The following is a 14,977-nucleotide window of genomic DNA, read 5'->3' as shown; positions in this document are numbered from 1 at the left end:
CGGCCCCTCTCTAGAAGTGATGACTTCTATCGAAACCCACCCGGTGGACGCCGCTGACCCACAGCGGTCGATCCATCAGCGCTCGAAGGGCGTGCTGTTCTGCCCGGCCTGCGGCCACGAGAGTCCAGTGGGTGGTGACTGGCACGTCGAACTGACCGGTGACACGCGGACCCGCCGCTGTCCCGACTGCCGGACGGTCGTGAGCGACCGCTAGTACTCGCGTATCTCTTCGTCTGTGACGACCGAATCGAGTAGCGACGTCGGCGTCGCGTCGTAGGCCGGATTGGCCACGTCGAACCCCTCTGCCGGTTCGCGCAGTACCTCTGCCGGCGACCGGAACTCGTTCTCGAAGGCGAACGCGCCGTCGACGAACTTCGCGTCTGCCCCCACCACAGTCATCGGGACGCCGGTGTCCTCGGCGGCCGTGGCGATGGGGTAGGTGCCGACCCGGTTGTACAGCGTGTCCGCTACGATGCAGTCCATCCCGACCAGCACCCGGTCACACTCGGACAGGTAGTGGCCCGCCGCGCTGTCGACGATGAGCGTCACGTCCACCCCGTCTCGCTCCGCGAGTTTCCGTGCCATCTTCCGGCCGAGGAACCGCGGTCGGGACTCGGTAGTGTACACCTCGAAGGAGCGTCCCGATTCAAGCGCGTCGTCGATAGCCGTCAACACCGTCGAGGAGAAGTCGTGTGTCAACAGCGTGTCGTCGTCCGCGATGAGGTCTGCGGCGCGCGCCGCCGCGCGGTCCTTCGCGTACTCCACTTCGTCGACGACCGCGTCGATGGCCTCCCCAGTGAGTCGCTTCGCGGCGGCCACGTCGTCCGGGTCGGCGTCCGTGACGGCCTCGACGATCTCCAACTGCGTGGTGTGAAGCGATGCGTGCGACGGATTCGCCCGCCGGAGGGCGTTGCTGTTGCGCTCCAGCGTCCGGAGGTACTCCTCGACCGTCGGGAACTCCCGGTCTGTGAGGGCGCGCAACGCCTTTGCCGCCTTCATCGCCACCGTCGAGGAACTGTGGGTCTGCATCTCCTCGATTTCCTCGACTGTCTCGTCTATCATGTGGGGGGTTGTGACCCGAATCGATATGTGCTTTCCCCTCTCGGGGAGCCGAACAGCATTTAACGCCGTCTACCCATGTAACTGGCAGGCGATGGGTGGGCGCAGTCTCAGCGACGACACGGTGGGGATGTCGGAGTCGATAGGCGTCGGTGTCCTCGTCTTCCTGACCATCTTCGTGACGGCCATCGTCGGCCTGAACGTCCTCGTCGTCGAAGACGACAGCGGCAGCGGCCTGCAAGCGAACTTCACCTACGACTACGTCAGCGACAACGAACTCCTCTTGGTGACCTACAGCCGCGGCGACCAGCTCGAAGCGGGCAAAATCGAGTTCGAGGGGCCAAGCAAGCGGGTGACGTGGGCACGACTCGCGAACCGGAACAACACGTCGATGGTCGAACCCGGTGACATCGCGCAGTTGAGCAGCGGCAACGCCTACGGGCGACGCGTGAGCGCGAGAGACACCGTCGAGATATACTACAACCGGAGCGGCAACCGGACGAAGTTGGACGAGTGGAGCGGCGGGTGATACTGGTGGCTGTAACAAACTGAAGTAATTCGCCACCCCGGGGTGGCGAATATCTGTACGAACTTACAGCCACCAGTATGAGTCGTACGGATCGTCGGAGCTGTGTACCGATGCCGACGATACCGGTACGAGACTACGACGATCCGTCTCAGCCCTTGACGTTGCAGACGGGGAAGGTTCGGGCGACGCGGTCACCGATTCCCAGCGCGTCCGACACCCGGACGACTTCGTCGACGTCTTTGTAGACGCCGGGTGCCTCCTCGGCCACCGTCGCCCCCGACTGCGCTTTGACGTAGACGTGCTGGTGGTCGCGCAGGTCGTCGCGCACGTCCTCGCCCCAGTACTCCTGTTTGGCCTGCGTCCTGCTCATCAACCGTCCGGCGCCGTGGGCCGTCGACCCGAACGTCTCCGCCAGCGAGTTCTCGCCGCCGCGGAGGACGTACGACCCGGCACCCATGCTCCCGGGGATGATGACGGGTTGGCCCACGTCGGCGTAGGCCGGCGGGAGTTCCGGCCGACCGGCGGGGAACGCCCGGGTCGCCCCCTTCCGGTGGACGTACAGTTCGCGGTCCTCGCCGTCCACGTCGTGAACCTCCTTCTTCGCGATGTTGTGGGCCACGTCGTACAGCAGTTCGAGGTCCTCCCGTTCGACGCCGAACACGTCCGTGAGCACGTCCCGCGTCCGGTGCATGACGAGTTGGCGGTTCACCCACGCGAAGTTGATGGCCGCACACATCGCCCGGTAGTACTCGTCGGCCAGTTGCGACCCCGCGGGTGCCGCCGCGAGTTCCTTGTCGGGCAACTGGGCGAGCAAGTCGCCGTGGCGCTTCTCGATTTGTCGGAGGTAGTCCGTACACACCTGATGGCCGAGGCCACGGGAGCCACAGTGGATGAGAACGACGATCTGGTCCGGCGAGAGACCGAACTCCGTCGCCACGTCCTCGCGGTAGACGTCCGTGACGCGCTGGACTTCGAGGAAGTGGTTGCCAGAGCCCAGCGACCCGACCTGTTCTTTCCCCCGGTTCTTCGCTTTCTCCGAGACGACGCTGGCGTCGCCCTCTGGGCGGTACCCCTCGTCTTCGCAGTGTTCGAGGTCGGCCTCGGTGGCGTAGCCCTGTTCCAGCGCCCAGTCCATCCCGCGTTCGAGGATGGCGTCGACGTCCTCGACGGACCCCTCGTAGACGCCACCGCCGCCCAGTCCGGAGGGGACGGCCGCGAACAGGCGGTCGACGAGTTCTTCCTCGTGGCCCTGTACGTCGGCGTATTCGAGTGGTGTCGTCAGCATCCTGACGCCGCAGTTGATGTCGTAGCCCACCGCACCGGGCGAGATACAGCCGTCCTCGGTGTCGATGCCCGCGACGCCGCCGACGGGGAAGCCGTACCCCTGATGGCCGTCGGGCATACACAGCGTGTACTTCTGCACGCCGGGGAGGTGTGCGGAGTTCTGCAACTGTTCGAGCGTCTTGTCGTCGCTAATCTCGTCCAGCAACTGCTCGCTCGCGAGAACGCGCGCCGGCACGCGCATCCCGTCCGTCGGCGGAATCTCCCAGACGTACTCCCGGACCCGTTCGAGCGTGACCGAACCAGTGTCGTATGTCACCATGTGTGAACGTCCGCCACGGACGCCCAAATGTGTATGGTCGCTCGGCTGTCAGTCGGCGGGGACGACTGGTTCCTCGTCGGAGACGGCTGGTCGGCCGAACCAATGGTCGAAGGAAATCGGCCCGGCCCCCATCGTGAAGACGGCCGAGGCCATCCCGAAGAGGGTGATGTGAGCCAGCACCGGGTCGTCCGGCAGTCCGAACAGCGTCGTCGTAAAGAGGACGAACGACGCGGCGGCCGCCCCGCGCGTGAAGAAGCCGGCGATCAGCGCGAGACCGACCAGCATCTCGGTCACGCCGGCACCGACGACCCACATCCCGGGGTCGACTGGCACGACGGCCGTGAGGTCGTACTTCTCGACGACCAACAGGCCGCTCCCCGGGTCGGCGAGTTTCTGGAACAGGCCCAGATAGACGAACGCGACGCCCATCCCGACCCGCAATACGGTCGGGACGTACGGGCGGAAGGGGTCGGTCACGTCGTCGAAGAACGCCTTCAGGTGATGGACCGGGTCGACGCGGCCGTAGTAGGTCCCTTCGGTGCTGGCGACCTCCTGTAACATGTCGTCGGCGCTCGGTCGGCCGCCGCCGACGACGAGCAAGGCGAGAAATGCCGGGACGTACTCCATCGCGAGCACGACACCGGGGTCGACGGTCAGCGCCCACAGATAGGTGAGCAGGCCGACTGCGGTGACGATGCGCGTCGCCAGTCCGAACAGGATGCAGAAGCCGAGGCCGATGAACAGCACCCTGACGAGCGGATTTGCGCTCGGGTCGAAGGTGACCGTCGGCGCGAACAGGTAGCCTTGGAACCCCGCACCGACGAGCGGGAGTCCGACGGCGAGTCGGAGCATCCACGGCACGAGGTCGGCGTAGCCGGCGAGTTTCTCCCGCAGGATGACGATGTCGGCGATGGTCGGACGGACCCAGAGATACGCGGCGATGCCAACGACGCCCGCGAGTCCGGACACGCCGAAGATGGCGGCGTTTATCGGATTCGAGAGGACCTCGATGAGGAAGGCGAGCGCGTCGAGTGCCGCACCGGGGCCGTCTGTGACGTAGTCGACGTGTGCAACAGCAGGCCGACTCGTCGCGACGACAGCGACCCCCAACAGAACCCCCGTGAGTATCGAACGGCGTTTCATACACCCGCTAGGGCCACGAGACACCTAATCCTGTTCCTCTTCGTCGCGTTCGATACCCTGTTGGGCCTCTGCATCCGGTTCGGCGTCGGGGGGCTGGATGTCTCGTGGCAGGTCGCTTTCGTCACCGAGCGTTCCGTTCCCCTGTTGGAGTTCTTCGGGGTGGTCCGCGTCGGTCCCGACCGTCTCCTCGGTATCCTGCCGGCGCGCCATAGCCTCTGGCGTCTCCGCGTGTTCTGGGTCCATGGTCTCGCTGTACGCGGCTTCACGGTCCTGTACGTCCGTCTGAGGCATCGGTTCGCGCATCGCACCGTCCGGTTGGTACTGCGCCTGTGCCGGGTGGCCGGCGCTGGCCGTCGTGTCCCCCGCTCCGATGGGTGTAGAGACAGTTCCCTCGCCGATAGCGACCCCGCTCGTGACGATAGAGCGGATGCCCTCCTCGACGGTCATGTCCACGTCGTACACCCGGTCCACCTCGACGTGGATGACGTATCCGCCCATCACCGGGTTCGGCGCCATCGGCATGAACAGCGTCACCATCTCCCCGTTGTCCGTCGCGTCCTCGATACTCTGGGGCGTACTCGCGGTGACGAAGGCGATGGTGAACGACCCCGCTGTCGGGTACTCGACGAGGACGACCTCCTTGAAACTCTGCGTGTCGCTGTCCAGTAACATGTCGCTCATCTCGTCGAAACTCGTATACAGTGAGCCGACGCCGGGGATGCGCTTCATCGTCGCGTCGAACGCTGACTCGATACGGCCGTTACCCGAACGCCGCTCGGCGACGAACCCGATACAGAAGACGCCGACGACCAGCACGACGAGCGCGAACACCTTCAGGAGCAACGGCGACGTCTCCGAGGGGCGAATCTGTGACCCGGTCATCTCGAAGGTGAACGCCACGATAGGGTCGAGCACGTTCGAGAGCGCGTTGACGATGACCCCCATGACCAACAGCGTCACCAGCAGCGGAATCGTCAAGGCGAATCCCGTGACGACGGCCCGCCGTGCCGTCGTCCTGACCGTCGTCGGCGAGACGCGACTCGGCGCTCTCCTGTCACTCATGCCGGCGACGACGGCGGGTAGTCGGAAAAAACTGCGCGTCAGCGTGTCGGCGGTGGAATTATATTCGTGCCGCTACTACGTGAGTGTCAGTGAGCGTCAACATCGAAACACGGGTCGTCGACCGGGGGAACGACGAGTACGTCGATGACGCGTGGCGACTCAAAGAGAACATCCGGGAAGCGGACGGTGTACTCCGGCAGCGCCGGGGATTTTTCAGAAGCGCGTACCGCCGTTCGACGGTCTATCTCTACCTCGATCGCTCTTCGGACCGACTCGTGGGCTTCGCCGCGGTCCGTCGAGATGGCTACATCCTCTTTCTCGCCGTCGACGACGACTACCGTGGCCACGGGTTCGGGAAGCGCCTCGTCGCGCGCGTCGCCGAAGACTACGGGAGCGTGACCTGTCACGCCCGGTCGACGAACGAGGGCGCACTGGGTTTTTATAAGCACATCGGCTTCGAGATTCGACGCCGCATCGACAACTACTACGAGGACGGCGGCGACGCCTACTACCTCAAACTCGGCGACGACTCGATAACCGACAAATTATCGAAGTTCCTGCGCGGGTAGGAGAACCCTTTTGAACGGGTCCCCCCAACCGAGTCACCGATGGAAGCGCGGACCCTCGAGTATCTCCGTGGCCGCTTCGGCGACCACTACCGTCGCACGTCGATAGCGCCGCCGCCGGCCGCGAACGAACGAGAGTGGGGGTTCATCCCGTGGACGGACGGCCCCGGCGAGACGATGGTGCGCCACCGCTCGCTACTGGACCTCGGCGACATCGAGGAGTTCCTCGGTCGGAAGAAGCCACGCCACGTCTACTTCTCGGCGGGCCGCTACGACGACCCCAGCGCCTCGTCGATGAGCGATAAGGGATGGCGCTCCTCGGACCTCGTCTTCGACTTAGACGCCGACCACCTCCCCTCGGTCGTCCTCGGCGAGGACTCCTACGCCGAGATGCTCGCGAAGTGTAAGGACGCGTTAGTTCGCCTGCTCGACTTTCTGGAGGACGACTTCGCGTTCGACGACCTGACCGTCGTCTTCTCGGGCGGCCGCGGCTACCACGTCCACGTCCGCGACGAGTCGATACACGGCCTCGAACGGGACGCCAGACGGGAAATCGTCGACTACGTTCGCGGCATCGGACTGGAGTTCGAGGAACTGGTCGAGATAGAGACGGTGGCCGGCACCGCCGGCCGGTCTAGCCCCGCCGAGAAGCGCACGCTCACCACCGAGGGCGGGTGGAGCGCGCGCGCCCACCGCCACATCATGTCGGAGGTCGACGCGTTGCTGGAGATGGACGAAACCGACGCTCTCGAACGGTTACAGCGGTACGAGGGCATCGGTGAAGGGAAGGCGACCGCGGCGCTCAACGCCGCTCGGACCAACTACGACGAGTTAGCCGCCGGCAACATCGACGTCCACTCGGCGTTCTACCAGATTTCACAGGTGCTGGTCCACGAGGTTGTCGCCGACGAGAACGCTCCGATCGACGAACCGGTGACGACTGACACGAACCGACTAATCCGTCTGCCCGGGTCGCTCCACGGCGGCAGCGGCCTCGAAGTCCAGCGCATCGACCGCGACGCAGTCGACGAGTTCGACCCGCTCGTCGACGCGGTGCCAGAGACCTTCCGCGGCCACGAGATAACCGTCGAGGTGACCGACGGCGGCCTCGTCGAACTCGACGGGGATAGCTTTACAGTGGAGGCGGGTAATCACACAGTACCAGAGCACGTGGGCGTGTTCCTGATGGCCCGCGGTCGCGCCGAGAAGGGTGCAGAATGAATCTCGACGAACTTCAATCGGTCCAGTCACGCGAGCGCCAGACCGACCAGCTACAGCAGTTGCGCGCGACGTTCTACGAGGAGGCCGGCCAGTTCGTCAACCAACTCCGCGAGGAACGTGACCGTGCGGCCGACCGGGCCGACGACCCGTTCGACTCGCCGGAGGTCAACCGTCTCACCGACGACATCAAGACCGCCGAACAGACCGTCGAGGCCATCTACGAGCGCCGCGTCGGGAAAATCGTCAAGATGGCGTCGCTCGCGGCCGCCGACATGCCCACCGAAGACGACGGGCTGACACAGGAAGAACGGCACCTCTTCGAGACGATGGTCGGGGCCATCAAGGAGAACCGCCAGCACGTCTTGGACGTCATCGCGGGCGAGGCACCGACCGGCGCCGTCGGCGACGGCGAGAGTTCGACGACGCAACCGCCGACCGACGACGCCGGCACGCCGACGCAGGATTCGGCGCCAGCCCCGCCGTCCGACGTAGCGCCCGACGCGCCCCAGCGGACCGCCGACGAACCGGCGTCGAGCGTCGATGCGGCGGACCTCATGGGCGGTGGAGCCGACGCCTCGTCCGGTACCGACGCACAATCGGCCAAGGACGGCGACACGACCGACGCCCCGACGCCACCACCCGAAGAACCGGACCCCCAGCGGCCGCCGGACGAAGCCGCGACGGCCGGCGGCGGTGACGAACCACCGGCGACCGGCGACCGAGACGGTGGGACGGACGACGTGGCCAGAAAGACCGTCCGTATCACGGACGACGTGGGCGAAATCTTCGGCGTCGACCAGCGCGAGTACGACCTCTCGACGGACGACGTGGTGACGCTGCCAGCCGACAATGCCGACCCGCTGGTCGAACGCGACGCCGCCGAACCGCTCGAGTAAGCGGGACAGCGCCTCTCGGCAGTCGCTCGAACGGCCCCCAGCCACGGGCGTAGTTATACGTCGTAGCCGGTCGAACCGAGTTACATGCTGACAACCCAGACGGCGAGACTTAGCCGAGGGGACCTCCCCGGAGTACTCGCGGCGATTCTACTCGTCAACGTCGTCGGCGCGGCGCCGGCCGCCCTCGGCGGTCCCGACTCCGCGTGGTTCCAGCGCCTCGTCAAACCCGGTCTCTACCCACCGCCGTGGGTGTTCGGCGTCGTCTGGACGACCCTGTTTACGCTCATGGGCGTCGCACTCTACCTCGTCTGGCGGGCCGACGCGGGCCGGCAACGGCGTCTCGCACTGGGCCTGTTCGCCGCACAGATGGCGTTCAACGTCGCGTGGACGCCGACGTTCTTTCAGGCACAGAACCTCACGCTGGCGCTCGGGGTCATCCTCGGCCTGTTGGCCCTGCTACTGCCGACGACAGTCGCGTTCTACCGGGTCCGTCGGCGGGCCGGTCTGTTGCTCGTTCCGTACCTGCTGTGGGTGGCCTTCGCCGCCGTCCTGAACTACCGCTTCGTCGCAGTGAACTGACGCCCGACGGGTCAGGGCCGCGGCCGCCGACCCAGTTCCAGTTCGACCGTCCGCGTCTGGCCGTCACGCAGAATCGTCACGTCGACGGTGTCGCCGGGGCTGGTCTCCAGTGCGAGGAACGTCGCGAGCGCCTGCCGGGTCGGCGTCGGCGTGTCGTCCAATCGTCGAACGACGTCGCCGCCGACCGGAATCTCCGTGTTGTTGATGGTCTCGGAGCCGTCGCTCCCTTGCAGAACGCCGTCGGAGGGGCCCCCGTCGACGATCGTGTCGATGTAGACGCCCGAGGCCCGCCGGAGGTCGTTGGCTTCGGCGATGAGCGGTTCGACGCTCTGGAGGGTCACGCCCATGTAAGAGTGGCGGTAGGTACCGTCTTCGACGAGCGCCGGGACGACCCGCTGTGCCAGTTGGGCCGAGATTGCGAAGGCGACGTTGTCGCCGCCACCGGCGTTGATGACGCCGACGACGCCGCCGTCTAAATCGACGAGCGGTCCGCCGCTGTTGCCGGGGTTGACCGCCGCGTCGGTCTGGATAGCGTCCGCGATAGAGAAGTTGTTCGCACCGCGGAGCGTCCGGTCGACGCCGCTGACGATGCCTTCAGAGACGGACCCCGAGAGACCGAAGGGGTTCCCGATGGCGACGACCCGCATGCCGACTGCCGGGTCGTTGTCACGGAAAGTGAGCGGCGAGACGTCGTCGGGACTGTTCCGGACACGTAACACCGCGAGGTCGCTGTAGACGTCGGTTCCGACGACCGATACCTGTCGCCACCCCGTGTCGGCAAAGCGGACGTAGTACTCGTCACCGCCGGCGACGACGTGTTCGTTCGTGACGACGTGCTCGTCGTCGACGAGAAAGCCGCTGCCCTGTGACCCCCGCCCGATGCGAGAGTAGACCCGTATAGAGACGACCGAGTCCGCAACCTCGCGATAGACGTTCGTGTAGACGCTACCGCCGGACTGCGTCGACTGCTGGGACTGCCGAGACTGGGGCGTCGTGTCTGTCCCGGCCGTCGCGGGACCGTCTACTTGCCCCGGCGCTTGGCACCCTGCTGTCCCGGCGAGGGCGACGCCGAGTGCGCCGAGAAAGCCCCGGCGCGAGAGCCTGTCGTTACCCATACCGACGTGTTAGGAGAGCGACCGAATAAAGCCACGGTCGCGGGGCACAAACTACTATATCGAGGCTAGCAAATGGGACGTATGGCTGATGCGTCACAGGACTCGACTCCGTCTCCGGGGTTCGTCCTTCCGGGGCTACGGTGTGCCATGGAGATGGCACTCGTCGGCACCATCGTTGCACTCCTCGGCCTCCCGGCGGACGAACCGATGGTGCTTGGCGTCGTGCTGTTGTCGGCGCTCGTCGGGATGGTAGTGGTCCTCTTCTGGGCGCTCAATCGGCACATGCGGCGTTGGATACGCTACGCGCAGGGGAAACCGACGACGCTCGGTCTCTTCGACTGACGGCCCCAGTCGCGGTGTAGTCTTAAGTGCGAGCCACGAGTATTCACAGCCGACTCATGGAACTCACATGGCACGGCCACTCCACGTGGCACGTCAGCGTCGACGACACGGACCTGCTCATCGATCCGTTCTTCGACAACCCCTACACCGACACCGACCCCGAAGAGCTAGACCCCGATTACGTCCTGCTGACACACGGCCACGCCGACCACATCGGTGACGTGGACCGCTATGAGGGTGCCGGCCTCGTCGCCACGCCGGAACTCGTCGAGTACTGCGAGGACAACTTCGGCGAGTTCGACGCCGTCGGCGGCATGGGGATGAACCTCGGGGGCACCGTCGAGATCGGTGACGCCTTCATCACGATGCACCGGGCCGACCACACCAACGGCATCGACACCTCCTACGGCACGAGCGCCGGGATGCCCGCCGGGTTCATCATCTCCGATACGAAGCCCACGCAGGTCAGCGACGAGGAGTCCACGACGTTCTACCACGCCGGGGACACGGGTCTGATGACCGAGATGCGCGAGGTCATCGGGCCGTACCTCGAACCGGACGCCGCGGCGCTCCCCGTCGGAGACCACTTCACGATGGGCCCGATGCAGGCCGCCATCGCGGTCGATTGGCTGGACGTCGACTACGCGTTCCCGATGCACTACGACACGTTCCCGCCAATCGAGATAGACACCGACGACTTCGTGAGAGAAGTGAAAGCGGCCGGTAGCGACACGGAAGTCGTCGTCCTCGACGGCGACGAGACCTACGACCTGTAGCCACGGTCGTCAGTCGTCGCTCACACTGACGTTTGCCATTTCTTCGAGTGGTTTGAGTACGGCCGCCATGTCCTCGTCACCGTAGCCGCGGGCGCGGGCCGCGCTGAACGCCTCGCGGGCCGCCGCGGTCTGGGAGAGCGGAACGCCGATGTCGCCGGCGCGGGCAAGTGCCAGTGAGAGGTCCTTGAACTGGTAGTCGACCGGGAATCGCGACTCGAAGTCGTCGTCCGCGATGGCCGCGCCCTTGCCCGCGAACAGCGGACAGTCGAGGCCCCCGCTCCCGACGACGGTGCGCATGTCATCGAGGGCGAGGCCGTTCTTGCGACCGAAGACGAGCGCTTCCGCGAAGGCGTTCATCGCGTTCCCGAGCAGGAGGTTGACGAACAGTTTCATGTTGGTCCCCTGTCCGACGCCACCGCAATGGACGACCGGGTCACACATCGCCGCAAGCACTGGGCGCACGTCCTCGACCACGGCCTCGTCACCGCCCGCGAGTCCGACCAGCGTCCCCTCGCGGGCCGGGCCGACAGTTCCGGAGACCGGGGCGTCGACGAACCGGGCGCCAGCCTCCGCGACCAGTTCGGCCGCGGCCATCGTCTCCTCGTAGGCGATGGTGCTCATCTGGACCACCGTCGTCGACTCGTCGAGGCCGTCGAGGACCCCCAGATCACGTTCGAGCACCTCGGCGACGGCGTCGCCGTCGCTGACCATGAGACAGACCACGTCGGACCGCTTGGTCAGGTGTTTCGGCGAGTCCGCCACCGAGACGCCCGCTTCGGCGAACGGTTGCTCGTGGTCGGTCGTCCGGTTGTAGACGACGACGTCGAACCCCGCGTCGTCGAGGTTCCACGCCATCGGCGTTCCCATCGCGCCGAGACCGATGAATCCGACAGTCGTCATGGGTGCGTCTTCGGGCGCGCCAGCCTTCAATCCGCTGTCGGTTCTCGCTCACCGAGACACGCTATCGGACAACGTTTACGTTACCGGGACGAGACTCCCCGAGTGCTATGGCAGACATCGAAGTCACCAGCACGTGCGAGGAAGGCTACACAGTCGAGAGCGTCATCAACGGCGAGTGGGAACTCGTCGTCGACGCCCTGAGCAACGACGGCCCGTCGGCCAACGAGGTGCTCGCGGCCGACTACGCCTCCTGTTACATCCCGGCGTTCCGCGTCGCCGCGGACAAACACGGCTACGACGACGTAGGGAACATCGAAGTCGACGTCGAAGCCGACCTCGACGAGGACGACGACCTCGTCTCCATCGCCTTCGACATGTCGGTCGAAGAAGACCTCGGCGACGACGAACAGGACATCGTCGAACTCGGCGAGGACATCTGTCACGTCCACTCGGCGCTACGTGAGGAACTCCACGCCGACATCACCATCGAGTCCGGCGTCTGAGGCCACCGACCGACCCCGTATTTTTCCGCGCCCGGGAAACGCTCATGGGTGAGGGCCCCGAACAGGGAGCCATGAGCGACAACGACTGGACGGACCGCATCGCGGGCGAGCGGATGGAAGTCGACCGGTTGTTCAACGACCAGGTCACCGCATCTTCTTTCTCTAGCCAACAGTGGGGTCTCGTCATGACCGCCGTCGAGTTCGAGATAGAGGGGCCAGAGGACCCCGAGACAGCCCGTATCGTAGCGAACACGTCGAAACTCCCGAGCATCATGCCGGAACTCGACCGCATCGACCAGCAACCGGGGATGGGGCAGCAATCCGGCGGCGGGGGCGGGGGCGGTGGTGGCGGACTCTTCTCCGGCGTCAAGGACGCACTCGGATTGGGCGGCGGCGGGGGTGCAGACCAACGCACCGAGGAAGCAGCGGAACTCGCCCAGCAGTACGCCGACAAATTACAGGAGAAACTGGAGTCGAACGGGCGCTGGCAGGCAATCTGTAAGCAAGCGACGAACTAGTACTCGTCGCCGCCGTGAAACAGCGTGAGTTCCTCGGCCTCGTAGATGTTGATGAGTTCGGTCACCAGTTCGTCGTAGGACTCGTCCTCGACGCGCAGATCGTCGAGTCGCTGGACGGTGTCCTCGTCGAGTTCGACTGTCGGCATGGTCGCGGGTTCCCCTCGCTGACACTTAACGTTCGGGGACGTGCAGAAACAGACTCGGACAGTAGTAAAAAATCACAACCGAAAACTGTTAATGTGCGTTCTGGGTAGATTTTCGATATGCGACCTGTAGCAGACTCGCCGCTCGTTCGCAACGACAAGACGCTCGTGCTGGCCCACGACCACGGCCTCGAACACGGGCCGAAGCAGTTCAGCGGCGTCGAGGAGCGCCTCGACCCCCGCGAAGTGTTCGAGATGGCGACCCACGACGCCGTCACGGCGCTGGCGGTCGGCAAAGGACTCGCAGAAACCTACTACCCGAGCTACGAGGACGACGTGAACCTCCTCGCGAAGCTCAACGGCAGCTCGGACCTCTGGATGGGCGACCCCTACTCCGCCCACAACTGGTCGGTCGAGTACGCCGCCGAACTGGGCGCCGACGCCATCGGCTACACCATCTACCCCGGCGTGAACAAGGAGCCCGAGATGTTCGAGGACTTCCGCCCGGTACAGGAGGCCGCCCGCGACCACGACCTCCCGATCGCGATGTGGTCGTACCCGCGCGGACAGGCCGTCAAGGAACACCGGAGCCGCGACATCATCGCCTACGCCGCCCGCATCGGGCTGGAACTCGGCGCCGACTTCACGAAAGTGAAATACCCCCGGGACAAGGACGCGATGGCCCACGCCGTCGACGCCGCCGCCGACAACCGCGTCCTGCTCTCCGGCGGCTCGAAGACCTCCGACCGCGACTTCCTCGAACTCGTCGCCGACTGCATGGACGTCGGCGTCTCGGGGCTGGCTGTCGGCCGAAACGTCTGGCAGCGTGAGGACCCCGACGACATCCTCGATAAGTTAGAAGGCGTCGTCTTCGAGGGCGAAAGCGCCGACGACGTCCTGTAGGCCATGGACGAGGCTACCCGACGGGCCGTCGCGGACGCGCGCGAGGAGCTGCCCGACGCCGAGGCGATAGACGCTGGCCGCGTCGTGTTCGGCTTCGACGGTTACCTCGACCGCGTCCGGGAAGTCGTCGCCGACCGGACGGACCCGGACACCTACGAGCGACTGGCGACGATAGCCGCGTTCGGAGAGCGGGTCGACCGCTCCGTCGCCGCCGACAGTTCCCTCACGTTCGAGTGGCTGGAGGAAGGCCGCCGAACGGGTGGCCACACCTGTCACCTCGCCCGCGCCTTCGGGACGTGGTCGTTCGACCCGACGCTCGTCGGGATGTACGGCGACCCCGTCCACGAGGCGTTCGAGGCGGAGTTCGGCGAGTTCGATCTCAACTCGATGGGTGCCCCCGGCATCACCGACGCCGTCGAGTTCGACGACGGCAAACTGATGCTGAGCGAGATCGGCGACACGATGCACCTCGACTGGGCCGACATCGACGAGCGATTCGGCCACGATAGACTGGTCCAGCGCCTCGACGGTGCCGACCTACTGGGGATGGGCTACTGGTCCGAAGCGCCGAACCTGCCCGACATCCTCGACGGCCTGTGTGACGTCTGGAACGACATCGAGACCCCGCCGGACCACGTCCTCGTCGATCCGGGCGACGTGCGGAAACTCGACGCAGACCGCCTGCGCGCGGGCCGCGAGGCCATCGGTCGGCTGGACGAGGTGACCGGCGTCGTCGTCTCCTCGAACCGCGCCGAGACCGGCGTTCTGGCCGACGCCTTCGCGGGCGAGGCCGAGCGAACCTTCGAGACGGCCGCCGAGGCCGTCCACGAGGCGCTCGACCCGACGTGGTTCGTGGGCCACGGCGTCGACCGCTCGGTCGTCGTCTCTCCGGCCGGCACCGAGAGCGTGAGCGTCCCGAGCGTCGACGATCCCGAACTGACGACGAGTTCCGGCGACCACTTCAACGCCGGTCTCGGTCTCGGTCTGGTGACCGGCCTCTCGCCGGCGGCGGCCGTCGTCGTCGGCAACGCCGTTGCCGGGCACTTCGTCCGCACGGCCGACCAGCCCTCGCTCCGCGAGGTTCGGTCGTTCGTCGACACCTACGACGAGAAGTTCTGA

General features: G+C 65.8%; 19 protein-coding genes. 12 read left to right on the top strand and 7 right to left on the bottom strand.

Annotated features, from left to right (window positions below; translation table 11 throughout):
* Positions 1-19 precede the first annotated feature (19 nt).
* Entirely contained in the window at positions 20-214 is a 195-nt protein-coding gene (locus NDI85_RS00775) for a hypothetical protein (protein ID WP_188995410.1), read from the top strand.
* Here the strand turns inward: NDI85_RS00775 and NDI85_RS00770 are convergent.
* Entirely contained in the window at positions 211-1,062 is an 852-nt protein-coding gene (locus NDI85_RS00770; protein WP_310914649.1) for a translation initiation factor eIF-2B, read from the bottom strand. The two genes, NDI85_RS00775 and NDI85_RS00770, sit on opposite strands and share 4 nt — an antisense overlap.
* A 91-nt stretch (positions 1,063-1,153) precedes the next feature.
* Here NDI85_RS00770 and NDI85_RS00765 point away from each other — a divergent pair, with 91 nt between their 5' ends.
* Positions 1,154-1,588 (top strand): type IV pilin, encoded by a 435-nt coding sequence (locus NDI85_RS00765; RefSeq protein ID WP_310914648.1) that lies wholly within the window; start codon positions 1,154-1,156, stop codon positions 1,586-1,588.
* A 148-nt stretch (positions 1,589-1,736) separates the two neighbouring features.
* On the opposite strand, the gene NDI85_RS00760 is transcribed toward NDI85_RS00765, so the two are convergent.
* From NDI85_RS00760 to NDI85_RS00750, 3 genes are read right to left on the bottom strand one after another with little or no spacing between them, the layout of a single operon-like run.
* Positions 1,737-3,191, bottom strand: a complete 1,455-nt coding sequence (locus NDI85_RS00760; protein WP_188995414.1) for an RtcB family protein — start codon at positions 3,189-3,191, stop codon at positions 1,737-1,739.
* A gap of 48 nt (positions 3,192-3,239) precedes the next feature.
* Positions 3,240-4,334: a DoxX family protein gene (locus NDI85_RS00755; RefSeq protein ID WP_188995416.1), complete on the bottom strand. Its 1,095-nt coding sequence runs from the start codon at positions 4,332-4,334 to the stop codon at positions 3,240-3,242.
* Between the two features lie 24 nt (positions 4,335-4,358).
* On the bottom strand, positions 4,359-5,396 hold the full coding sequence (locus NDI85_RS00750; protein WP_188995418.1) for a DUF502 domain-containing protein: 1,038 nt from the start codon (positions 5,394-5,396) through the stop codon (positions 4,359-4,361).
* 89 nt (positions 5,397-5,485) lie between these two features.
* Here NDI85_RS00750 and NDI85_RS00745 point away from each other — a divergent pair, with 89 nt between their 5' ends.
* The 4 genes from NDI85_RS00745 to NDI85_RS00730 all read left to right on the top strand — a co-directional run bounded on the left by NDI85_RS00745 (position 5,486) and on the right by NDI85_RS00730 (position 8,658).
* Entirely contained in the window at positions 5,486-5,965 is a 480-nt protein-coding gene (locus NDI85_RS00745) for an N-acetyltransferase (RefSeq protein ID WP_188995420.1), read from the top strand.
* Positions 5,966-6,004: 39 nt separating this feature from the next.
* Positions 6,005-7,183 (top strand): DNA primase small subunit PriS, encoded by a 1,179-nt coding sequence (gene priS, locus NDI85_RS00740; RefSeq protein WP_310914647.1) that lies wholly within the window; start codon positions 6,005-6,007, stop codon positions 7,181-7,183.
* Entirely contained in the window at positions 7,180-8,079 is a 900-nt protein-coding gene (locus NDI85_RS00735; protein WP_310914646.1) for a hypothetical protein, read from the top strand. Before priS ends, NDI85_RS00735 begins: the two co-directional genes overlap by 4 nt.
* Positions 8,080-8,163: 84 nt before the next feature.
* The gene (locus NDI85_RS00730; RefSeq protein ID WP_310914645.1) at positions 8,164-8,658 is read left to right on the top strand and encodes a TspO/MBR family protein; all 495 of its coding nucleotides are present in this window, start codon (positions 8,164-8,166) and stop codon (positions 8,656-8,658) included.
* An 11-nt stretch (positions 8,659-8,669) separates the two neighbouring features.
* Here NDI85_RS00730 and NDI85_RS00725 read toward each other — a convergent pair whose 3' ends face one another.
* Positions 8,670-9,773, bottom strand: coding sequence for a trypsin-like peptidase domain-containing protein (locus NDI85_RS00725; protein WP_310914644.1), 1,104 nt, complete (start codon positions 9,771-9,773; stop codon positions 8,670-8,672).
* Positions 9,774-9,854: 81 nt separating this feature from the next.
* On the opposite strand from NDI85_RS00725, the gene NDI85_RS00720 reads away from it, so the two are divergent.
* Positions 9,855-10,115, top strand: coding sequence for a hypothetical protein (locus tag NDI85_RS00720; protein ID WP_188995430.1), 261 nt, complete (start codon positions 9,855-9,857; stop codon positions 10,113-10,115).
* A gap of 56 nt (positions 10,116-10,171) precedes the next feature.
* The gene (locus NDI85_RS00715) at positions 10,172-10,891 is read left to right on the top strand and encodes a metal-dependent hydrolase (RefSeq protein ID WP_310914643.1); all 720 of its coding nucleotides are present in this window, start codon (positions 10,172-10,174) and stop codon (positions 10,889-10,891) included.
* 9 nt (positions 10,892-10,900) lie between these two features.
* Here NDI85_RS00715 and NDI85_RS00710 read toward each other — a convergent pair whose 3' ends face one another.
* Positions 10,901-11,791 (bottom strand): NAD(P)-dependent oxidoreductase, encoded by an 891-nt coding sequence (locus tag NDI85_RS00710; protein WP_310914642.1) that lies wholly within the window; start codon positions 11,789-11,791, stop codon positions 10,901-10,903.
* A gap of 107 nt (positions 11,792-11,898) precedes the next feature.
* On the opposite strand from NDI85_RS00710, the gene NDI85_RS00705 reads away from it, so the two are divergent.
* Positions 11,899-12,294: an OsmC family protein gene (locus NDI85_RS00705; protein WP_310914641.1), complete on the top strand. Its 396-nt coding sequence runs from the start codon at positions 11,899-11,901 to the stop codon at positions 12,292-12,294.
* Between the two features lie 71 nt (positions 12,295-12,365).
* On the top strand, positions 12,366-12,812 hold the full coding sequence (locus NDI85_RS00700; RefSeq protein ID WP_188995437.1) for a DUF5799 family protein: 447 nt from the start codon (positions 12,366-12,368) through the stop codon (positions 12,810-12,812).
* Here NDI85_RS00700 and NDI85_RS00695 read toward each other — a convergent pair.
* Positions 12,809-12,958, bottom strand: coding sequence for a hypothetical protein (locus NDI85_RS00695; RefSeq protein ID WP_188995439.1), 150 nt, complete (start codon positions 12,956-12,958; stop codon positions 12,809-12,811). The two genes, NDI85_RS00700 and NDI85_RS00695, sit on opposite strands and share 4 nt — an antisense overlap.
* A 117-nt stretch (positions 12,959-13,075) precedes the next feature.
* Between NDI85_RS00695 and NDI85_RS00690 the strand changes: the two genes are divergently transcribed.
* Both NDI85_RS00690 and NDI85_RS00685 read left to right on the top strand, forming a co-directional pair.
* The gene (locus NDI85_RS00690) at positions 13,076-13,858 is read left to right on the top strand and encodes a class I fructose-bisphosphate aldolase (RefSeq protein WP_188995440.1); all 783 of its coding nucleotides are present in this window, start codon (positions 13,076-13,078) and stop codon (positions 13,856-13,858) included.
* A 3-nt stretch (positions 13,859-13,861) separates the two neighbouring features.
* On the top strand, positions 13,862-14,977 hold the full coding sequence (locus NDI85_RS00685) for a hypothetical protein (RefSeq protein ID WP_188995442.1): 1,116 nt from the start codon (positions 13,862-13,864) through the stop codon (positions 14,975-14,977).

This window comes from Haloarcula sp. S1AR25-4 (genome assembly GCF_031624555.1).
GTDB lineage: Archaea > Halobacteriota > Halobacteria > Halobacteriales > Haloarculaceae > Haloarcula > Haloarcula pellucida.
The sequence above is the reverse complement of the archived record's forward strand: the minus strand, read 5'-3'. Positions and strand labels throughout refer to the sequence as shown.